Origin of the sequence: Streptomyces sp. NPDC001508 (genome assembly GCF_040298665.1) — a bacterium.
Taxonomy (GTDB): Bacteria; Actinomycetota; Actinomycetes; order Streptomycetales; family Streptomycetaceae; genus Streptomyces.
The window spans coordinates 52,245-71,980 of record NZ_JBEPAP010000033.1; the positions used below are offsets into that span (position 1 = coordinate 52,245).

Consider the following 19,736-nt stretch of genomic DNA (forward strand, 5'->3'; position numbering starts at 1 on the left):
AACCGTGCGGTCTGAGCAACGCGTAACGCTGGACGATCTGCCTATGAGCAGAATCCATTACCGCATCGCCGTGTTCACCAGCGGCGGCATGTTCTGCGACGGATACATCCTGGGTATTGTGAGCATCGCGCTCGCCGTCTACGCTCCACAGGTCGGACTGGATGACATCTGGTCGGGTCTGATCGGCGCGAGCGCACTGATCGGCTTGTTCATCGGAAGCCTTGCGTTCGGGCCTGTCATAGACAGAATCGGCCGGCAGGTGATGTTCCTGGCGGACCTTCTGCTCTTCATCGGCTGCTCGCTGCTGCACATTGTGGCCACCGAGCCGTGGCAACTGTTCGCCATCCGTCTCGTGCTCGGTATCGCCATGGGGATCGACTACGCCATTGCCGCGCCGCTGTTGTCCGAGTTCCTGCCTCGCCGTCAGCGCGGCGGAATCCTGGCCACCCTCAACGCCGTATGGACGGTGGGGTTTGTCGCGGCCTTCGTCACCGGTTACGCACTCCGCGATCTTGCCGGCGACGGATCTTGGCGGTGGATGCTCGCCAGCAGCGGTGTCCCGGCGATCGCCGTGTTGCTGATGCGCCTCGGAGCTCCGGAATCACCCCGTTGGCTCACCTCGTGCGGACGTCACAGGGAGGCTCGCGAGGTTCTCGACAAGCACTTCGGGACTCATGTCGATGTGGGCGAGGCGCCTTCGGCGGAGCGATCGGAGGGCGGTTTCCGGCTTCTTTTCTCCCGGCAGCTTCGTACCCGCACCGCCTTCGCATCCATCTTCTGGTTCTGTCAGGTCCTGCCTTACTTCGCGATTTTCACCTTCTCCCCCACCGTCCTCGCCTCCGTCGGGCTGGGGAACGGTTTCCTGGGCGGACTGCTGCTCAACGTCTTTCAGTTGGTCGGTGGGGTGGTCGGCGTCGTCCTGGTGGCCCGCCTGCCACGCCGGGGATTCACCACCTGGTCCTTTGTCCTCATGGCCCTGTGTCTGCTGCCGCTCGGGCTCTTCGCCTCACCGTGGCCCGTGCTCATCGCGGCGTGCTTCAGCATCTACGGGGCCGTGATCTCGGCGGCGGGCAACCTTTGCCACGTCTATCCGGCGGAGCTGTTCCCGACGCATATCCGGGCCACCGGGGTGGGATTCGCCGCCGCGATGAGCCGGGTCGGCGCCGCCGCCGGAACGTTTCTTCTGCCTCTGTCGCTCGCCCATCTGGGCACGCGCCCCACGATGCTGCTGGCCGTGGTGGTACTCGCGCTCGGCGCCGCGGCCTCGGCCCTGTGGGCCCCGGAGACCAAGGACCTTGCCCTCCATGACGCCAGCGATGCCCAGGACAGCGCCCCGCGGCCGGACGCCGGCACCCCCATTCCCAGTCTCGACACCAAGAGGTGAACATGGACGCACACACCGCCGTCATCGGCGTAGGCACCATGGGTTCGATGGCCCTGTGGCAGCTCGCTCGGCAGGGCATACCAGTGCTCGGTATCGAGCAGTTCGAAGTGGGACATGAACTGTCCGCCTCCGGAGGGGAGTCCCGGATCTTCCGCACCGCCTATGTCGAGGGACCGTCCTACATCCCCTTGCTCCAGCGGTCCCTGGAACTCTGGCGGGAACTGGAGGCGGAAGCCGACGAACACCTCCTCACCCTCACCGGTGGCCTCACCATCGGGCCTCCTGACAGCCACGCGGTGTCTCAGGCCCTGGCGGGATGCAAGAACCACGACCTCACACACGAGGTGCTCGACAACGACGCGCTGCGCCGCAGCTATCCGCAGCATCTGGTGGGTCCCGAGGACATCGCCGTCCTCGACCCGGCCGCGGGCGTGCTGCGCCCGGAGCGAGCGATCCTCGCCGCGACCCGGGCGGCCAGGGCACGTGGCGCGCGCATCGTGTCACAGACACGTGTGACGCGGCTGGAGCCTGTCGCAGACGGCGTGCGCATCCACGCCGACGACCGCTCCTGGGTCACCGAGCGGGTCATCGTGACCGTGGGACCGTGGGCAGCACAGCTCATGCCCCGGCTGTACGAGCGGATCGTTCCCCACCGGCTGCACCTCGCCTGGCACCCCGTCGCGGAACCGGCCGCATATGCGCCGTCGAGGCACCCCGTCTTCCTGCGGGAGACTCCCTCCGGTCTCGTCTTCGGCTTCCCGTGCATCGACGGCGCCACCGTCAAGACGGGACTGCACGAGACCATGGCGGACTTCGCGCCCTCGGAGCGGGTCGACGACCCCGACGCGCTCAAGCGCAGGGCCGACGGCGCGGCCATCCGTGCCCTCGGCTGCTCGCTCGCCACCTACCTGTCCGGGCTGGACCCCGTGCCCACACGTGTCTCGACGTATATGGACGGCTACACGCCCTCCGGTGACCCGGTGATCGCACCGTGGCCGGAGTCCTCCGGCAGTTGGGTTCTGGGAGGCTTCTCGGGTCATGGCTTCAAGATGGCTCCCGCCATCGGGCAGTTGGCCTCCGAACTCGTCACAGACACCGCGTCCTCGATGACCCGGCGGTTCCTTGCCTCCCCGGCGGGTTCCGCTGCCGGCTGACGGCTCCCTCCACGACCGCCCAGCTCACCCGACCACTGTCGGTGGGCGTACGGCCCCGGTGGCACGCGACCTCCGCCTCCACGGAGCGCGTGCCACCGCCTCCACACCACAGCAGCCCAGACAGGCAGGCCGCGACGATGAAGAAAATACAGAACTCGCCCCAAAGTGTGGTCGACGAGACACTGGCGGCGTTCGCCGAGGTTCACGCCCGGTACATACGCGCAGACGTCGAGAACCGCGTCGTGCTGCGGTCCGCTCCCCCTCCGAAGGGAACCGTCGCCCTGGTCTCCGGCGGCGGATCGGGCCATGAACCGCTCCACTCGGGCTTCGTGGGCGAGGGGATGCTGACAGCGGCGGTGCTGGGTGACATCTTCGCTTCCCCCAGCTCCCACCAGGTCGCCCGCGGTGCAATCGCAGCTCACGCCGGGGGTGGTGTCCTGCTCATCGCCAAGAACTACACCGGCGACGTACTGAACTTCCGTGTCGCCGCGGAGGTCCTTGAGGATGAGGGTATTTCCGTCTCCATGGTCGTCGTCGACGACGACGCCGCACTGCCGGCCTTCACGGACGGCCCGGGCCGTCGGGGCACCGCCGCCACCGTCTTCGTGGAGAAGATCGCCGGTGCGGCTGCGGAAGCGGGCCGGCCACTCGGCGCGGTCACCGACATCGCGCAGAACGTCATCGCGCGTTCCCGCAGCATCGGCTTCGCCCTCTCTGCCTGCACGACACCCATGGCCGGGAAGCCCACCTTCCGACTGGGCGACGGTGAGATCGAGTTCGGCGTCGGAATCCACGGTGAGAAGGGACTGCGCCGGCAGCCCTTGCCTTCGTCCGCCGAACTCGCCCGCCAAGCCGTACAACTGCTGACAGAGGACTTCTCCGCACCGGGCGGATCCGAAGTGCTGGTGTTCACCAATGGTCTGGGGGCCAGCCCCGACACCGAGCTGTACCCACTGCACGGTGATGTCCTCGCGGCACTGCGCGGTCACGGCCTCAACCCGGTGCGCCACCTCGTCGGCAGCTATGTCACCAGCCTCGACATGGCCGGCGCGTCGATCTCGCTTCTCTGGTTGGACGACGAGAGCAAGGCCCTCTGGGATGCCCCTGTGAACACCCCTGCCCTGAAATGGAGTTGACAGTGCCCGACCGGACCACCGGCCGCACCTCGGCTGCGGACACCATCGACGCACGACTCATCGTCACGTGGCTGTCGTTGGCGGCCGACGATCTGCACGAGGCGTGTCCTCGGCTGACCGAGCTGGACGCCGCCCGCGGTGACGCCGATCACGGCGTCAACATGGACCGCGGTTTCCGAGCCATCGCGGATGACCTCGCTGCCCGTCCGCCATCGAGTGCCGCGGCCGCACTGCTTCAGGCCGCCGGCGTACTCCGCAAGGTCATGGGAGGCACGACCGGCCCCCTGTGGGCGACGGCACTGCGCCGGGCAGGCAAGAGCCTTGAGGACGATCACTCGCACGGCGCGGGCAGCATCGCCGACGCGCTGTTCGCTGCCGCTGAAGCCGTCTCCGACATCGGTGGTGCGCGAGAAGGCGACAACACCATGCTCGACGCCCTGCTGCCCGCCGCACGAGCCCTTCAACAGCAGCACCAGGCCGGGTCCACCCTCCCCGAAGCATGCGTGGCCGCGACCGCAGCCGCCGACGAGGCAGCGGGGGCCACCAGCAAGCGCGTCGCACGCAAAGGCCGCGCCTCCTACCTGGGGGAACGCGGGATCGGCACACCCGACCCAGGCGCCGTGTCCACCGCTGTGGTCATCGGTGCCCTGGGGAAGGCTCGGTCAGAGCCCGAGCCGGACTGACGGTCCATGCACGCTGCTCTGCGCGCAGTTCGCCGACGACGGGACCCGCGGAGCGGACGCCGCCCGGGGGTCCGGCCCGGACGAAAATCAGGTGGAGCGGAAATACACGGGCCGCCTCCTCCGAGCTGCCGCACCGCCGGCAGCTTCCCGGTCTCCGCCGGCAACGCGTCCAAGCCCCCGTGCCCGGGGCTCGCTCAGCCCTCCCCGGTGCACGGAGGCCGAGCGAAGGCAGCTACTGGGGCAACTCTCTTGCTATTGCAAGTAATATGCAACAAGCGGCGGGCCCTTACCTCCTGTCGAGGACGTGGAGTCTATGCCCCGCCTGATGCCGGACACCGGACCGCAGCGCGTCCTCGCGGCCTCGAACTTCATCTACACAGTCGGCAGCGGCCTCTACCTCACCGCCGGAGTGCTGTACTTCACCGAGGCGGTTCATCTCCCGGCAGGCCAGGTGGGGCTCGGGCTCGGCATCGCCGGTCTTCTCGCACTGGCCCTGGGCGTCACGGTCGGTCATCTGGCCGACCGGCATGGAGCACGGGGTGTCTACGCGGCCACCCTGGTGGTCCAGGCGCTGGCCACGGCCTGCTTCGTCCTGGCGGACAGCTTCTGGCCGTTCGTCCTCGCCGTCTGTGCCGCCGCCGCGGCGAAGGCGGCCGGGCGACGAGCGGGCAGATGGGCGCGACAGGGAGCGATGAGGGGCGGCCGGTAGGTGGGTGCGGTGCGCGGGGCCTGAGGCTCGGGTATGCGGGCTTAGCGTTTGACGGTGTTCCGGGCCAGGTTGAGGCGGCGGGAGCAGTCGAGCAGGCCGACGCCCTGGCCGAGGAGGTTGTGGTTCTTGTTCCAGCGTTCGTGGGTGGTCTGCTCGCGTACTTGGCCGGGGCGGAGCGGGTTGAGGGTGGCCCAGCAGTCGGCGTGCGGGCGAGATCATGGTCACGCCACGCGGCATCACCACCGGCTACGGGCCAGAGCCGTTGTTCAGACACTCCCGCGTTTGCCTCTGGTCGCGTTCAGCGATTGAGGTCGAAGACCGACACGGCGTGCCCTTCGTACGCCTTCGGATCCACCGAGGCGACGAGGGCGTCCGTGCCCCACCCGGGCAGGTGCCGGGCGGCGTGGATGGCGGCCGCGATCCCTGAGGGCACACCGTCGCGGCGCAGCTGAGCGACCAGCAGCATCGCCGGGTAGTCCAGGTCCAGCGTATGAAGGACTTCCAACTGCCCGACGTGCTCAGCGATCCCGACGTACTCGCGATCTGCCTCCAGCACGGACAACGTCGGCACCCAAAGGCGGGTCTCCACCTCGAAGTGGGCTTGGTGGATCAGTGCGGAAACCTGGCGGTTCCCCGACAGAGCCACCAGCGTCGGTGTATCAAGGACGAGGTGGTGCAGGATCACGCGGCCGCGCCCTGCCGGCGGGTAAACGCCTCACGAAGCCGTGCGCCCATGGCCGCGCTCTCCTCGTCGGACACCTCGACACCGAAGTGCTCTGCCAGATAGCCGCGTGTCCGCTCCGCTCGCTCCCGCCGCTCCTCCTCGGTCAGTGTCGACTCCGCGAACTCCTGGACGAGTGACCTGATCGACGTCCCTCGTGACTCCGCGATCACTGCCAGACGGTCCCGCACCTCGGCAGGTACCCGGATCATTGCATCAGACATGACCCGAGTATACGGCCATGTTTACGGGTGGGTGGAGTGAGTCTCATATTCCGCCGCATCTGCACTCGGACGGGGAGCTTGCACCTGGGCACCGGTGCAGAACCGGGGACCGGAGGTTCGGCTCTGTTTCCGTAGTCGGTGGTGGGGGTGGGTGCTTGTCATCGGGGAGGGACGGGCGGTGCGGCCGCGGCCGGGGACAGGGGCGCCGCTCAGCCGGTTGTGTGTCGGCCGGGGTCCCGCACCGTGCAGCCGTCGGCGTCACGGGCGACGTCGATGCCGGCTTCCACCACCGGCTCGAATTCCACCAGCGTGACGTCCAGTTGTTCCCGGCTGCCCCACCCGGCGCCGAACGACCAACCCGCACTTACGGGCTCCTGCGCGTTCGGCGCGGAGTGGGCGGGCACCGCGGCCCCTCGCCGCCTGCGGGAGGGCCGGAGCCGGACGATGCGGCGTGCACGCTCACCGTGGCGCTCCGCGACAGCCGCGGAGCACCGGGCCGGGTCGCCGCCACGCTGAGCAGCATGCCGGTGCCGGCCCTGTCCTACGGGGTGGCGGACGCTTCCCGGGCCACCGCTGAGATCCGGCTGCCCCGGACCCATCTGGCACGTGCACGCGGCAGGCTGAACCGGATGGTGGACGTGCTGGGCGTCAGTGACTCGGTGGCCCCGGCCACGGTGAGCCGGTGCCTTCCGCCGAGTGACCGATGGAACATCGTCCGGACTGGGAAGACGGCCCGTTCGAACAGCCGCAGCCCACTCACAACTTGGTGGCATCGGGCCTGGACGATGTGCTGACGCTGTGCCCTTGCGCTGAGTGGGCCGGGCGGCGGCCGGCTCTGCGGGAGGGGTGAGCCGCCGCCCGGCGCGCGAAGGCGGTCCGGGCTCCGAGCAGGGTCAGCGCGCCGAGACCGCGCCTGAGCTGTCGATCATCATGAGCTTCGGATCGCCGCCCACCCTCTGGGTCAGCGCGGGGGTCAGGTATCCGTCGCTGGAGGTGGCGGTGCGGCGGCCGAAGGTCTCCTTGAAGTAGGGGATGTGGCCGGCATCGGTACGGAAGTTGGTCAGCGAGGCGGTTCCTTCGTTCCAGTGGTACATGGTGGTCTGCCAGTTCGGGAAGTAGCCGGTGGTCGGGGAGACCAGCCAGTCGTCCGTGCCGTCGCCGTCCACGTCGGCGATGTCCCAGAGGAACAGGTCTTTGATGGAGTAGCGGTCGGTGGTGGCGCCCGGATCCGAGATGTGCAGGTACCAATGCCCGTCACCGGCGAAGACGTTGTACGCGATCCGGGACGTGCCGCCGGTGCGCACGATCGGGTTGGCCGGATAGGACACCCGGTCCACGTACTTGTTGCCGTCGTCGTTGTCGTGCGCGAAGGAGTAGAACCGGTCGTCAACGGTGTTCGAGCCGAGGCTGTAGATCGAGACGTGCCGCTCGATCCCGCCCCATGGGTCGTAGCTCCTGGTGCCGGAGAGCCGGTCCTTGTAGAGGTTGTAGTTGCTGGTCCCGGCGATCAGTGCGACCTTGTCGGGGTTGCCCGGATCGACTGCGACGACGCCGTAGTTGCGCCCGGCGATGTCGGTGCGCCCACCGGTGAGGTAGGGCCGGTCGGCCACGAGTTGCGCCGAGTTCAGCGGGCCGACCGCGTATTGCATGACTCGGCCCGAGGTCCAGGCCACCAGTCGGTTCTGGCCGCCCACGTCGGTGATCAGACCGTTGGCCACGTGGGAGTTGGTGATGTACTTGGTGCCCGTCCCATAGGTGTTCGGCAGGGCGTTGGGGTACGTGTTGTCGTAGGCCGACGTGGACGGGTAGTAGAGCGCCCCGTCCGTGGTGAAGGATGTGCCGTTGAAGCCGAGGAACCACGAGGTGTCGGCGTAGTACGGGGACACCGCGATCTGGTTCGACGACCCGCCCCACAGCACACCGTTCTCGGTCCACTGATGTGTCGGGTAAGTGGTGCTGTCGAAGGTCCAGCACTTGTCCGCGAGCGGGGACAGCGGCGTCTGTGAAGCCCCGGTGCGTCCGCTGAAGAAGTACAACGTCGTGTTGAGCCACGGCTGGCTGCCGCAGTTCGTGCCGCTCGGGGTCTGGATCACGACGTAGACGTCGGGCCAGCCGTCCGAGTCGTAGTCGAAGCCGCCGTAGGGGCCGTAGCCGGTGGTGCCGACGCTCCACAGTGAGGTGCCGGACTGGTCGTACGCGGTGAGGGTGCCGTCCGTGATCCGGAAGCCGACGGCGCTGACGGTCGTGCTGCCGGTCACGTTGTAGACCGGCAGCACGGTGCCGTCGGACAGGGCGATCGTGTTCCCGACAGCAGGCGGGCCAGCGGAGGCGGGCGAGAGGCCGACCAGGGTGAACACGGCGATCAATGCGAGGCACATCGTGAGGCGGGAGATGAATCGGTGCATACGCGCTCCTTCTCTGCTCAGGTGGGTGGATCGCACTTCTCGTTCGGTGATGCGATCTCCAAGGCCTCGAGCACCCGCATGGCCGGCAGCACGTCTGCCGCCGTGCACCGCGGAACCCGGCCCTCGGCGACGGCGGCTAGGAAATCAGCGTCCTGGGCCTCGATCGCCGCGTCCTGGGTGGCCGCGGTGCCGGGAGAGTCGACGATCACTTTGTCGGACCCGAACAGGCGGCCGTCTTCGATGTGCAGGGTTTGGTCCTCGGCGATCAGCACGTAGTCGCTGACCGCTTTCCTGGAGTGGTACGACAGCGAGATCGTGGCCAGGCCGCCGCCCGGGGTCGCGAGCAGCGCACCGACGTCCATCGGCCGTCCGTTGCCGGCCCAGGAGGGGCCGCATCGGCCGTGCGCGTCGGCCTCGGAGGCGTCGAGCAGCCACAGTGCCGTGTCGACGAGGTGCGCGCCGTGGTGCCACAGCACGCTGTCGGTCCAGTCCCGGACCTTGCCGGTCCAGCCGACGTCGCTCTGCCGCAGTTGCAGCGACCGCGCGATGACATGGCGCAGCCGCAGTTCGCCGCGCTCCACCCGACTGCGGACCTCCAGCATCGGCGCCCAGAAGCGCAGTGTGTGGGCCGACGCGGCGATCCTGCCGGTCTCCTCGGCGGTCCGCGCCACCGACTCCGCCTCGGCCAGCGACACGCCGACCGGGATCTCGCAGAGCACATGTTTCCCGGCCCGTAGCGCCGCGATCGTGAGCGACGCGTGCACCGGGCTGGGCGCGGCGACCACGACCGCACTGACCGCGTCATCGTCCAGGAGAGCCGCAGTCTCCGCATAGGCGCGCGCAATGCCGTGTTCGGCGGCGAACTCGGCGTTCTCCGCGGGCTTCGGTCCGGCCACCGCCACGACCCGGCCGCCGACCGTGCGGATCGCCCGCGCGTGGCAGGCCCCGATCGCGCCCAGCCCGATGATGCCGATGCCGATGTCGCCCAGGCCGCTGCCGTCCACACCGCTGCCGTCTACACCCATGAGTCCCTCCCGAAGATCGTGGCCGCGCTGCGCCCCAGCACCCAGTTCCTCTCCTCGGCGGTGAGGAACGACGCGTGCTCGGTGACATGCCCGACCGCCTGGGCGTAGTCGGCGTCGGTGCCGCCCGCCCGATTCCAATCACCGCTCCACATGAGGCGTTCGGCTCCGAAGGCGTCCAACGCCATCCGCAGGTACGGCTCGGCATCCGGATACGGGTACGGCGAACCGGCGTTGAGGAAGAAGCCCGACCACGTCGTGGACGTGTTCGGCCGCTCGGCCAGCCGGAGGAACCGACTGAACCCGGGATACGGCACGGGATCGTCGGCCAGCCTCAGCCAACCGAGGTGTTCGAACCGGAAGTGCACATCGGGATGCTTGTCGACGACCTCCAGGACCTCGTCGTCGACGACGTCGGAGAACGGCCCGGTGATGCTGGCGACGAGGCGGTGCTCCGCCGCCGCCCGCCAGACGTCACCGCGGGCCCGAGCCGGGAGCCGGACCCCGGCGAGCACCCCGCGACGGCCGAGTGCGTCGAGCCGGCTCGGCGCCGCCGCATCGTCCGGATCGACCAGTCCGACACCCGCGAACAGGCCGGGTCGGTCTTGGACACAGCGTTCCAGGTGGCCGTTGTCGGGCTCCCCCAGATGCTGCACCAGCACGGCGTGCCCGATCCCGTGCTGCGTCATCGCTTCGAGGTATGCGGCGACAGGCCGGAACCTGGTCGGACCCACGTGTACATGGCAGTCGACGATCACGCGGTCAGTCACCGACCCGGGCGTCCGCCGTCCGCGCGCACGCCGCCGCGAACCCCGCCGACGTGGAGGTGTATCCGACGTTGGACTCGATGTACCGGATCGCCAGCAGGTTGGCGAGTTCGCCCTGGCGGGTCTCCGGATATTCGAAGGTCCGGACACAGTCACGCAGCACCACGACCCGGTAGCCCCGGTACATCGCCTCGGTGACGGTGTTGCCGAGGCAGATCCGGCTGTCGAAGCCGACCACCACCAGATCCTTGATGTCGCGCGCCCGCAGCGTCGAATCGAGCGTCGTCTCGTAGAAGCCGCTGTACATCTGCTTGCGGATCAGCGGCTCTCCCGGGCCGGGCGCGATCACCTTGGAGAACGCCAGGATGTCGTTGGGCTCCTGCCACGCCTCCAACACATCCACGTCACAGGTGCGTAGGGAGAGGTTGCGCCACTCCGTACTCTCCGCGAGCCCCGGCGAGAGATGGTTGGTGAGGTAGACGACCGGGAGCCCGATCCGCCGCGCCGCCTCCCGGGCCGGGACGATGTGCTCCCGGACGATCTCCCGGACGACGGGGTCGGCCGCGTAGATCCCGGCGAGACCGGTGTCCCCGATCTCGTCGTCGAAGCCCCGGCCGTAGGCGTCCACGATGAGGAATCCGGTGCGGTCCGGGTCGAGTTCCAGCTGTTCCTCGGCGTGCCCGAGCGGATTCTCGAACGACGGATACATCCGGTAGTAGCGGCCGGGAAGGGTCAGCGTCATCGGGGTCCTCCGCTGGGAACGGCCGGTCCTACCGGCCGGGTTTCGGTGATGAGGGCCTGGGTGCCCCGGTCCCCGCCGAGCGCCGCGGCGACCGCCTCGCACAGGTCGCGGACCAGGGTGGTGCCGGCCAGGCGGCGGGCGTCGCCGACCTCGTCGAGGGCGAGTGCGAGGTCCTTGGCCAGGTGCGCCACTTTGAAGCCGGGTTCCAGGTCGCCGGATGTTCCTCGCGGCCCCGAAACCGCGCCCCTGGAAGTCCTTCACCAAAGAGCGCGCTGTCAGCAACGGTTCCCGGGTCACGAGACCACCGCCTCGGCGACGGCTTCCCGGAAGTGGCACCGACTGCGGCGCTCAGCCTCGACAGCCTCGTTCGAGACGGCGTCGTCCGGCGCAGCGGACAGCAGGTCGTACAACGGTGGCGCGGACAACGTGCACTCCTTCGGATCGCCGAGTTCCCGCCGCAGCCAACATCGTTCGGCGAAGCGGCAACCGGTGGGCCAGGCCCGGGGGTCGGGCGGCGAGCCGGGGATCGTGGTCAGCTCCTCGGGCGGTTCACCGCCCAACGGCGGCACGGCCGCGAGAAGAGCTTTGGTGTACGGATGCGCCGGGCCGGTGCACACATCGGCCACCGGACCGGACTCCACGACCTGCCCCGCGTACATCACCACCACCCGGTCGCAGATCTCGGCGACGGTGGTCATGTCGTGGGTGACGAACAGGATGCTGGTTCCCGACTTCTCCCGCACGTCGAGCAGCAGTTGGAGGATCTGCGCCTGGATCGTGACATCGAGCGCGGTGGTCGGCTCGTCGGCGATGAGCAGATCAGGACCGAGCTGGACCCCCATGGCCACGGCCACCCGCTGCTGCATCCCGCCGGACAGCTCGTGCGGATAGCGCCGTATCTGCCGCGCCGGACGCGGCAGCCCGACCCTGGTGAGGATGTCCAGGATCCGGGCCGGGCGCTCGCCGCGCGGCAGTTCGGGCAGGTGCGCGGCCAAGCCCTCGCCGACCTGGGTGCCGATCCGACGAACCGGATTGAGCGCGGCGCCGGCGTCGGACGGGATCAGTGCCATCTGCCGGCCGCGCAGCTTGGCCAGCTCCCGGTCCCGGAGCCCGGTCACCTCGACGTTCCGCAGCCGCACCGAGCCCGCCGCGATCCGTCCGGGCCGGGGCACCAGCCCGAGCAGCGCCAGCATGGTGACGCTCTTCCCACTGCCGGATTCACCGACGACGCCGACGATCTCCCCGGCCCGCACCTCCAGGTCCACTCCGTCGACGGCCCGTGCCACATCGCCGCGCAGCGCGAACTCCACGACGAGGTCCCGCACCCTCAGGACGGGGTCGGCCGCGCCGGACGGCGGGTCGAAAGGTGTGTCGGGAGGTGTGTCGGGAGGTGTGTCGGTGACCGGGGTCATCAGCTGATCCTTTTCGCGTCGAGCCGATCGCGCAGCGCGTCGGAGAGCAGGTTGATGGCGAAAACCGTGATGGCGATGGGCACACCCGCGACCAGTGCCAGCTCGGGGTGGGTGGTGATGAACTCCCGGCTCTCGGCCAGGTGCGAGCCCCACGACGCCTGCGGTGGCTGCACCCCGAGCCCGAGGAAGCCCAACGCGGCCTCGTCCAGGATCGCGAAGCCGAGCAGCACCGTCGTCTGCACCAGCATCAGCGGCGTCAGTCCGGTCAGGACGTCGGTCCGGACCATCCGCAGCCGGGAAGCGCCGAGCACTCGCAGCGCGTCGGCGTAGGGCCGGGAGCGGATGCTCACGACGGTGGCCCGGACCAACCGGGTGTAGAACGGCCAGTACGACAGCCCGAGAGCCAGCACTGTCGTGGTCAAAGAGGCCCCGAACAGCCCGACCACTCCGATCGCCACCAGCAGCGAGGGGATCGCGAAGAACAAGTCCACGACCCGGGTCACCACGAGGTCAACCCAGCCGCCCAGGAATCCGGTCAGCACGCCGAGCGGCAGCGCGATGGCCGAGGCGATCGCCACCGCCCCGAAGGCGACCAGCGCCGTCGACCGGGCGCCGGCGGCGAGACGGCCGGCGACATCGCGGCCGAGTTCGTCGGTGCCGAGCCAGTGCGCCGCGCTCGGCCCGCCGAACCGGTGGGTGACATCGATGGCGTAAGGGCTCGCGTCCACCAGCCACGGACCGACGACGGTGGTGAGGACGACCAGCACGCCGAGCGCCACACCGGCCTTCGTGCGAAAGGGCGTCCGCCGCCGCGCCGCCGCCCGCGGCCTGGTACGCGTCACTGCGGTGGAGGTGGTCATGCGAGCCTCACCCGGGGGTCCAGGAGCCCCTGCGCGAGCTCGCTCGCGAGGTTGACGACGATGAACAACACGCCGTAGACGAGTACCAGCGCCTGGATCAGCGCGTAGTCCCGCTCGGTGACCGCGCCGACGACCAGACGGCCGGTGCCGGGCCAGTTGAACAGCACCTCGACCACGATCGAGCCCGCGATCAGCGACGCGATCGTCAGCCCCAGCGCGGCGACGAGGGTGGGCAGGGCGTTGCGAAACACATATCCGACGGAGATCCGCCACCGCGCCAAGCCCTTGGCCCGGGCGAACGGGACGAACGGCTCCTGCGCCACCTCGGCCACCGCGGACCGGACCAGCTTGGACAGGTAGGGGCTGATCGCCAGGCCGAGTGTCAGGGCCGGCAGCACTGTCAGCCGCAGGCTCCGCACCGGATCGTCGGAGAAGGGCACGTATCCCTGGGACGGAACCACGTCCAGTTTCAGGGCGAACAGCAGCATCAGCAGGGTCCCTTCGAAGAAGGCCGGCATGGCGAGCCCGAACAGCGTCGCCGTGGTGATCGCCGAGTCCAGCCGGGAGCCCGGCCGCATCCCGGCGGCCACTCCCGCCGGGATGGCCACCAGCAGCGCCACCACCAGCCCGGCGATCGCCAGGTGGAGTGTCGCCGGAATCCGAATGCGTCCCCGGCGGTCTGCGGTGGGTGTGTTTCCCGGCCTACTCGACGCGGGGCCGCTGCGTCGACTTCACCGATCCGGACCGGCCTTCAGTGGTGTGGGACGTGGACTGCGCAGACGCGTACGACGCCGGGTTCGGCCCGGTCGTCGCGGTGGCGGACCTCAGCGGCAACGGACGTCCTCAAGTGCTGCTGTCCAGCCGTCGCGGTACCGGCTACGCCCGCGACGACACCGAGGCGCTGGTCCTCGGCCGCGAGGACGGTCGGCTCTGTCAAGCGGTCCTTGACGCTGCGACCGGCGCCGTACAACTCGCCACGGACTACCGGCCGGATCCCGGCGATTACCCTTGCGCCCGCCCATACGGACTCCTGCAAGCCGTGTCGCTGGACGGCGGCCCGCGGCTCGGAGCCGTGCTGGTCAGCTGCCAAGTCGAGGAGTATGTGGCGGTCACCGCGCACGCCGAATCGGGGTTGCGGCGCGCCTGGGGCTGCTTCGTGGAGAAGGACTGGCCCGAGGATCACCGTGAGCTGCGGCCGCAGCTCACATCGGTCGCCGACGTACGAGGAATTGGGCGTCCGGACCTGGTCGTGGGCCTGTGGCAGGACGGCTGGTGGCGGACCCTCGTCGTGGACTTGGAGTCCGGGCCGTCCGGGCCGCCGTCTGGTGGCGGGCTGGCGGACGGGGCCCTGGGGGTGCTGCCGGGAAGGTATTTTTGGGGTTGCCACGATCTCGACGGTGACGGGCGACCGGAACTGGTGGTGAGTCGGGAGACCGCGCGACGGCCGGGCCGCCGCGGCGTGCTGGAGATCGTCGACGGCACGACATGGGAGACGGTGGCCGAACTGGCCGACGCGGCACTGCTGTTGTCCACTGACTCGGCGTTGCCGGAACACATCGCGTTCCACGCCGAGCGGCGCAGCGCCATCGAGGTACGGGACGGCGCGGGTCGAGCAGGGCTGTTGGTGCGGCGGGACGACGGGATCCATATGTGGAGCGGTCGGGCGCTGCGTCGGCTGGCCGGGCCGGAATACACGCGGGCCGATTGGCACGAAGGAGGGCTTTTGCTGTCCACGGCAGACGGCCGGGTCAGCAGATGCGGTCCTGATCTTCGCCCGATCGGCTCGCCGGTGCCCGCGCACGGGCGGTTCTGCCAGCCGTTGGTCTGGAACCGGGAGCAGGGGCCTGAGATCGTCGCCGACGTGGCCGGCGGATGGGTCGTCGGTCGACGGGTGAGTGGCGGGAACGTCGGTTCCGTCCTTTCGGTCCGTCCTGAAGGACTCGAATCCGGATGGCGCGTGCCGGGTACCCTGCCAAGCCTGCATCGCGACGCCGATGGCATCCATCGGCTGGTGGTCTCCGAGCCTGGCGGCGACCACCCGGCTGTGTCCATCCACCGTGAACCCGGCGCCCCGGAGGCCACGTCGATCACGATCGCGTTGCCCGCACCCGCGGCACTCGCTCTCGTCCCGTTCGGCCGCGCCTTCCACCTGCTCGCCAACCTGCACACCGGTGTCCACACCGCCGCGCTCGCCCTCTACGACGAATCCGGCGCGCTTCTGTGGTCCGATCCGCTGCACGGCGGCCACCCGTCCCTGCCCGGAGTCATGCCCGTCGGCGACGACACCTGGCTGATCGCCGCCGACGACCACGGGCGCCTACGCCTGTACGACTCGACCGGAGATATCCGTACGGAGAACGACTGGACCGCCGCGTACACCACACCGGTCGCCGTTCCCGCCGCTGACGGTGTTGGTGGCACGGCCGCCGTACTGCGCGCAGACGGAATTCACGGCCTGGAACTGATCGGCCTCGACGGTAAGACGATCTGGCGGGTCAGCACCGAACTGTGGCGCTACTTCCCGGGCCGCGCGGCCCTGGCACGTGCTCTCGAACCGGGACACTGGCTCCTCGGAGCCGTGTCCCGCGACGGCGAGTTCGCCGCGTTCGACGCGGCCGGCGGTGAGGTCCGCTGGCGTCTCGATATCGGCCCCACCATCCCCGAGCGCGCCGTGGCGGCAGGTGACCTCGACGGCGACGGCCGCGACGAGTTCCTTGTAGGTACTCGAGACGGACGTCTGCTGTGCTTGCGCGACGGAGCCATCGTCTGGGAGCAGCGGCTCCCCGCCGCGATCACCAACCCGGTGCTCGCCGACGTGGACGGCGACGGCCGGCTACAGATCCTGGTGGCCACCGCCGACGGGAAGCTGCGGTTGTTCGCGGCCGCGGCTTGACTCTGCCGGGGGTCGTCGGGGATCTTGAGCGGCCGCGTCAGTCGCTGGTCGCTCGCCGTGACCGCAGGCGGGGGATGTCGTACTCGTCGAGTCTGGTCTGGTCTGGTCTGGTCCGGAAAGCTTTGGGTAGTCCTGGGCGGGCGATCTGCCCGGCGAGTTGGCCGCCGGCCTGGCTGTACAGGTCGGCCGGCTGCACGTCGCACTATCCGTGGCCACGAACGCGCCGGCGCCTGGCCGATCGCCCGACTGACACCTGATTCCGTTCTTCGTCGGGCCCCTCCATTTCGCTCCCGTCCAGCCCACCTGGGCCATAATGAGCGAACGATCACTTTGACGCTTGCGTGCGCCTCGGAAACCGACGGGGCCACCGATTGAAAGGTGCTACCGCTGTGGCCAAGCCGTCGAGCCGGCAGGATCAGGTCCTTGCCGCGTTGCGGACCAGGGGCTCGGCGCGCGTGGCCGAACTCGCTGACGAGTTCGGGGTCTCGCACGTCACCATGCGACGCGACGTCGAGGCGCTGGCTCGCGATGAGCGTGTCGTACGCAGCCATGGCCTGGTACGCCTGCAGTCGGCTTCCCACAAGCTCGCTGCGGCGTCCTGCACCGGAACAGTGGTGATGGTCGCTCCGGGCCGCAGTTCCTATTTCGCCAAGAGGTCCGGCTGCGGGAACTCGCGCACACCTGCGAGCCGATGTGGGTTGCGACCCCCGACGAGCCGGACGTCGCGGACGACCTCGCCGAGGTCGAAGTGCTGCTCACCGGCTGGGGCACACCCCGGCTCTCCGCTGACACCCTGGCGCGACTGCCCCGGCTCCGCGCGGTTCTGCACTGCGCCGGCACCGTGCAGACCCTCGGGGAAACCGTCATGTCCGGTTCGGCGGGAGGCCGCGCGCAAGCGGATCTGCCCCGGCGGGTACCTCACGGCGCGGCCGGCCCAACCGGCTGGCTGATGCACCACCGCCGTCTCGCACGCGGCTACGAGACCCGCTCCCACCGCTCCGAAGCCATGATCCATGGCGCGGTGATCGACCTCATGGGCCGACGGCTCACCCGCGAATCCAGCCCGGACCGGCGCGACATCTGAACCGCTCAGAACAGCTTGCGGAGGATTACTTCGAGGGAGTACTCGGTGTGTTCCCGCGCCGTCTGCCCGGCGCGGTTCGCGTCGCCCTCACAGACCGCGGTGATGAGATCGCCGTGCTGTCGCGAGGAGAGCGCGATCTCCTCCGCGCTGTACAGCGCAGCGATGCGTTTGTTGAAGTGGAAGAGGCGGTTGGCGCGGATCATCTCCAGCAGACGGCGATTGCCGGAGGCGGCCGTGATGCTGTCGTGGAAGGCGTCGTTGCTGGAGACGCGGTCGCACAGGGAGTCCGCCGTCGGCGAGGTCATGCGTTCGCGCCACCCGGCGATCGCCGCACGCTCCTCGGGTGTGGCGCGCAGCGCGGCCAGCCGGGCGGCCTGGGCTTCCAGGCCGGCCCGGACCTCGTAGAGATGTGCCACTTCCTCCTGGGTGTACTCGTGCACCACCCAGCGCCGCCGCTGCGAACGGATGAGGCCGTCGGCCATCAGCCGCTGCATGCTTTCCCGGACGGGAGTTCGCGAGACGCCGAGCCGGGCCGCTATCTCGTCCTCCACGAGCGGCGCGTTGGGCCGCAGTACTCCGTCGACGATCTCCTTGCGCAAGGTCCAGTAGACCTCTTCCGACCGGCGACGCGCCGACACCCTGCCGGCACTGCCCGATGAAGCGTCCGGATGCTGTTCCGTCACTGGTCCGTCCTGTCCGCCGCGTTGCCGCCCTGGGCCCGTCGTCACCGAAGTGCCGGTCAGTACACGGGACGTTCCGCGTTCCCGGCCAGGCCCCGGTCCCAAGCGGGCACCGGCGGCGTGTAGTCGATCATGTGGGGTACCTCGATGTCCAGGTACAGCGGCCGCGGCCGCTCGGCGAAGTCGGCCACCCGGGCGGCGAGTTCGTCGGCCGAGCGGACCGCGTGGGCCTCCACGCCGCACGCCCCGGCGACGGCGACCGCGTCGATCGTACCGGGGTCGACGCCGAAGTAGCGACGGCCGGTGTAGAGATGCTGGAGCATCTTGATCCAGCCGAGGCTGTGGTTGGTGAACTGCACGAACAGGACCGGAAGTTGGAGACGGGACACCGTCTCCAGCTCACCGCACGCCATCGCGAAGCTGCCGTCGGCGGTGAAGGACACCAGCGGGACGCCGGGCCGGGCCATGGCCACGCCGACGGCCGCCGGTATCGCATAGCCCATGGGGCCGTGGCCGCGGGGCACCACCACGGTGCGTCCGGCCTGTCGCTGCCGCCAGTGCACGGCGACGTTGGGCGTGGGGGTGCCGGGATCGGCGAGGGCTGGCGTGTCGGCGGGCAGGCCGTCGCACACGATGCGGACCACCTCGTCCGGCAGCAGCCGTCCGCCGGTCACGGCCTCGGCGGCCACCGCCGGGGAGGCGGGCTCCGGTGCCGCGGCGGCCGCCCGGACGGCCGTCAGCCGGTGGGCGCGTTCGGTGTCGTCGAGGCGGGTGACGGCGTCCAGCAGCTGGCGCAGGACGGTGTCCGCGTCGCCGGGAAGGGCGAGGGCCCCGGGGAAGTTGCGGCCGGCGCGTGCGGGATCGATGTCGATCTGGATGACGGGCACACCGCCTCGGGCCGGTCCGGTCCAGCTGTTGGTGTCGGTCGCGTTGGCCCGGGTGCCGACCAGAAGCACCGTGTCGGCCTCGCGCATCAGCGCGTTGGCGCCGGGAAGGGCTCCGTTGTTGCCGACCACACCGATCGACCAGGGGCAGTCGCCGCGGACCGCGCCACGCCCGTGGATGGAGGTGGCCACCGCGGCGCCCAGCGTGTCGGCGAGCTGTTCGAGGGTGTCCCAGGCCCGGGAGATATGGACGCCGGAGCCCGCGAGAACGGCGGGCCTGCGGGCCTCGGACAGCAGCCTGGCCGCCTCGGCGACGGCCTCGGCGGGGGCCGCGGGACGCCGCGCGGGCAGCACCGGCGCGCCGGCGTCGTGGGCGGGGCGGGCCCGGGTCGGCTCGTCCAGGACGTTCTCGGGGACGATCAGGGCGACCGGTGCCGGGCGACCCGACACGGCCTCTTCGAGCGCTCGGGCGACCAACTCCGGTAGTTCGTCGGCGTTCTCGGCCACCCGGGTCCACTTGGTGACGGCGGAGAACAGGGCGACCTGGTCGATCTCGGTCAGCGCGCCCGTGCCCCGGCTGCCGGCGTGGATGTCGGAGGTGATGAGCAGCACGGGGACCCCCGCCGCATAGGCCTCACCGAGGCCGCCGACGACATAGGTCGTTCCGCCGCCGCTGGAGACCTCCACCACGCCCACCCGGTTGCCGCTGCGGGCGTAGGCGTCGGCCATCGCCGCCGCGTGCCGCTCGTCACGCGCCAGGATGTGCCGGATGTCGTCGGTACGCCGGTACAGCGCGTCGTACAGGGCCACACCGGTGTCGCCTGGCACGCCGAACAGGGTTGTGACGCCTGCGGCCACGAGCGCGTCGACAAGCGCGTCGCATCCCCGGCGCTCACCGGGCGCATGACCCGGCTTAGCGGCGGCCGGGTCGAGGGGCACCTGCTCGGGCTGGACGTCGTACACGGAGAACTCCTGG

General features: G+C 69.9%; 20 protein-coding genes and 2 pseudogenes. 8 read left to right on the forward strand and 14 right to left on the reverse strand.

Annotated features, from left to right (window positions below):
* Window positions 1-43 precede the first annotated feature (43 nt).
* The 5 genes from ABT245_RS26635 (at window position 44) to ABT245_RS26655 (ending at window position 5,066) form a co-directional block, all read left to right on the forward strand.
* Window positions 44-1,384 carry an MFS transporter gene (locus ABT245_RS26635; RefSeq protein ID WP_351737738.1) on the forward strand — a complete coding sequence of 447 codons (1,341 nt, stop codon included), beginning with the start codon at window positions 44-46 and terminating at the stop codon, window positions 1,382-1,384.
* A 2-nt stretch (window positions 1,385-1,386) separates the two neighbouring features.
* A complete protein-coding gene (solA, locus tag ABT245_RS26640; RefSeq protein ID WP_351737740.1) occupies window positions 1,387-2,538 on the forward strand; it encodes an N-methyl-L-tryptophan oxidase in 1,152 nt (383 codons plus the stop codon).
* Window positions 2,539-2,675: 137 nt separating this feature from the next.
* A complete protein-coding gene (locus tag ABT245_RS26645) occupies window positions 2,676-3,674 on the forward strand; it encodes a dihydroxyacetone kinase subunit DhaK (RefSeq protein ID WP_351737742.1) in 999 nt (332 codons plus the stop codon).
* Between the two features lie 2 nt (window positions 3,675-3,676).
* On the forward strand, window positions 3,677-4,357 hold the full coding sequence (gene dhaL, locus ABT245_RS26650; RefSeq protein WP_351737744.1) for a dihydroxyacetone kinase subunit DhaL: 681 nt from the start codon (window positions 3,677-3,679) through the stop codon (window positions 4,355-4,357).
* Window positions 4,358-4,682: 325 nt separating this feature from the next.
* On the forward strand, window positions 4,683-5,066 hold the full coding sequence (locus ABT245_RS26655) for an MFS transporter (RefSeq protein WP_351737817.1): 384 nt from the start codon (window positions 4,683-4,685) through the stop codon (window positions 5,064-5,066).
* On the opposite strand, the pseudogene ABT245_RS26660 reads toward ABT245_RS26655, so the two are convergent.
* The 12 genes and pseudogenes from ABT245_RS26660 to ABT245_RS26715 form a co-directional block, all read right to left on the reverse strand.
* Window positions 4,985-5,278: pseudogene (locus tag ABT245_RS26660) on the reverse strand (ISL3 family transposase); the annotation flags it as partial. The gene ABT245_RS26655 and the pseudogene ABT245_RS26660 overlap by 82 nt on opposite strands.
* A gap of 86 nt (window positions 5,279-5,364) precedes the next feature.
* Window positions 5,365-5,751, reverse strand: a complete 387-nt coding sequence (locus tag ABT245_RS26665) for a PIN domain-containing protein (protein ID WP_351737746.1) — start codon at window positions 5,749-5,751, stop codon at window positions 5,365-5,367.
* Window positions 5,748-6,011 (reverse strand): hypothetical protein, encoded by a 264-nt coding sequence (locus tag ABT245_RS26670; protein WP_351737748.1) that lies wholly within the window; start codon window positions 6,009-6,011, stop codon window positions 5,748-5,750. The genes ABT245_RS26665 and ABT245_RS26670 overlap by 4 nt, the downstream gene beginning before the upstream one ends.
* A gap of 209 nt (window positions 6,012-6,220) precedes the next feature.
* Entirely contained in the window at window positions 6,221-6,415 is a 195-nt protein-coding gene (locus ABT245_RS26675) for a hypothetical protein (RefSeq protein WP_351737750.1), read from the reverse strand.
* A gap of 489 nt (window positions 6,416-6,904) precedes the next feature.
* Window positions 6,905-8,416 (reverse strand): hypothetical protein, encoded by a 1,512-nt coding sequence (locus ABT245_RS26680; protein ID WP_351737752.1) that lies wholly within the window; start codon window positions 8,414-8,416, stop codon window positions 6,905-6,907.
* Window positions 8,417-8,433: 17 nt separating this feature from the next.
* Window positions 8,434-9,441 carry a Gfo/Idh/MocA family protein gene (locus tag ABT245_RS26685; RefSeq protein WP_351737754.1) on the reverse strand — a complete coding sequence of 336 codons (1,008 nt, stop codon included), beginning with the start codon at window positions 9,439-9,441 and terminating at the stop codon, window positions 8,434-8,436.
* Window positions 9,432-10,208: an amidohydrolase family protein gene (locus ABT245_RS26690; protein WP_351737756.1), complete on the reverse strand. Its 777-nt coding sequence runs from the start codon at window positions 10,206-10,208 to the stop codon at window positions 9,432-9,434. The genes ABT245_RS26685 and ABT245_RS26690 overlap by 10 nt, the downstream gene beginning before the upstream one ends.
* Window positions 10,201-10,947 (reverse strand): cysteine hydrolase family protein, encoded by a 747-nt coding sequence (locus ABT245_RS26695; RefSeq protein ID WP_351737758.1) that lies wholly within the window; start codon window positions 10,945-10,947, stop codon window positions 10,201-10,203. Before ABT245_RS26695 ends, ABT245_RS26690 begins: the two co-directional genes overlap by 8 nt.
* Window positions 10,944-11,156, reverse strand: a complete 213-nt coding sequence (locus ABT245_RS26700; RefSeq protein ID WP_351737820.1) for an NAD-binding protein — start codon at window positions 11,154-11,156, stop codon at window positions 10,944-10,946. Before ABT245_RS26700 ends, ABT245_RS26695 begins: the two co-directional genes overlap by 4 nt.
* Window positions 11,157-11,240: 84 nt before the next feature.
* A complete protein-coding gene (locus ABT245_RS26705) occupies window positions 11,241-12,359 on the reverse strand; it encodes an ABC transporter ATP-binding protein (protein ID WP_351737760.1) in 1,119 nt (372 codons plus the stop codon).
* On the reverse strand, window positions 12,359-13,219 hold the full coding sequence (locus ABT245_RS26710; protein WP_351737762.1) for an ABC transporter permease: 861 nt from the start codon (window positions 13,217-13,219) through the stop codon (window positions 12,359-12,361). The genes ABT245_RS26705 and ABT245_RS26710 overlap by 1 nt, the downstream gene beginning before the upstream one ends.
* Window positions 13,216-13,842 (reverse strand): ABC transporter permease, encoded by a 627-nt coding sequence (locus tag ABT245_RS26715; protein ID WP_351737764.1) that lies wholly within the window; start codon window positions 13,840-13,842, stop codon window positions 13,216-13,218. The genes ABT245_RS26710 and ABT245_RS26715 overlap by 4 nt, the downstream gene beginning before the upstream one ends.
* Window positions 13,843-13,985: 143 nt before the next feature.
* Here ABT245_RS26715 and ABT245_RS26720 point away from each other — a divergent pair, with 143 nt between their 5' ends.
* The 3 genes and pseudogenes from ABT245_RS26720 to ABT245_RS26730 form a co-directional block, all read left to right on the forward strand.
* Window positions 13,986-16,112, forward strand: a complete 2,127-nt coding sequence (locus ABT245_RS26720; protein ID WP_351737766.1) for an outer membrane protein assembly factor BamB family protein — start codon at window positions 13,986-13,988, stop codon at window positions 16,110-16,112.
* Window positions 16,113-16,501: 389 nt separating this feature from the next.
* A complete protein-coding gene (locus ABT245_RS26725) occupies window positions 16,502-17,062 on the forward strand; it encodes a DeoR family transcriptional regulator (protein ID WP_351737768.1) in 561 nt (186 codons plus the stop codon).
* Window positions 17,053-17,196, forward strand: a pseudogene (locus tag ABT245_RS26730) (IS5 family transposase); the annotation flags it as partial. The gene ABT245_RS26725 and the pseudogene ABT245_RS26730, both read left to right, overlap by 10 nt.
* Before the next feature lie 5 nt (window positions 17,197-17,201).
* Here the strand turns inward: ABT245_RS26730 and ABT245_RS26735 are convergent.
* Window positions 17,202-17,879, reverse strand: coding sequence for a GntR family transcriptional regulator (locus ABT245_RS26735; RefSeq protein ID WP_351737770.1), 678 nt, complete (start codon window positions 17,877-17,879; stop codon window positions 17,202-17,204).
* Window positions 17,880-17,935: 56 nt separating this feature from the next.
* The gene (locus ABT245_RS26740) at window positions 17,936-19,723 is read right to left on the reverse strand and encodes a thiamine pyrophosphate-binding protein (protein WP_351737772.1); all 1,788 of its coding nucleotides are present in this window, start codon (window positions 19,721-19,723) and stop codon (window positions 17,936-17,938) included.
* Window positions 19,724-19,736 lie beyond the last annotated feature (13 nt).

What these genes read in the sequence shown, in the direction of transcription:
- ABT245_RS26635 (WP_351737738.1), top strand. Translation starts at nt 44, where the DNA reads ATGAGCAGAATCCATTACCGCATCGCCGTGTTCACCAGCGGCGGCATG.
- solA (WP_351737740.1), top strand. Translation starts at nt 1,387, where the DNA reads ATGGACGCACACACCGCCGTCATCGGCGTAGGCACCATGGGTTCGATG.
- ABT245_RS26645 (WP_351737742.1), top strand. Translation starts at nt 2,676, where the DNA reads ATGAAGAAAATACAGAACTCGCCCCAAAGTGTGGTCGACGAGACACTG.
- ABT245_RS26655 (WP_351737817.1), top strand. Translation starts at nt 4,683, where the DNA reads ATGCCGGACACCGGACCGCAGCGCGTCCTCGCGGCCTCGAACTTCATC.
- ABT245_RS26670 (WP_351737748.1), bottom strand. Translation starts at nt 6,011, where the DNA reads ATGTCTGATGCAATGATCCGGGTACCTGCCGAGGTGCGGGACCGTCTG.
- ABT245_RS26680 (WP_351737752.1), bottom strand. Translation starts at nt 8,416, where the DNA reads ATGCACCGATTCATCTCCCGCCTCACGATGTGCCTCGCATTGATCGCC.
- ABT245_RS26685 (WP_351737754.1), bottom strand. Translation starts at nt 9,441, where the DNA reads ATGGGTGTAGACGGCAGCGGTGTGGACGGCAGCGGCCTGGGCGACATC.
- ABT245_RS26695 (WP_351737758.1), bottom strand. Translation starts at nt 10,947, where the DNA reads ATGACGCTGACCCTTCCCGGCCGCTACTACCGGATGTATCCGTCGTTC.
- ABT245_RS26705 (WP_351737760.1), bottom strand. Translation starts at nt 12,359, where the DNA reads ATGACCCCGGTCACCGACACACCTCCCGACACACCTCCCGACACACCT.
- ABT245_RS26710 (WP_351737762.1), bottom strand. Translation starts at nt 13,219, where the DNA reads ATGACCACCTCCACCGCAGTGACGCGTACCAGGCCGCGGGCGGCGGCG.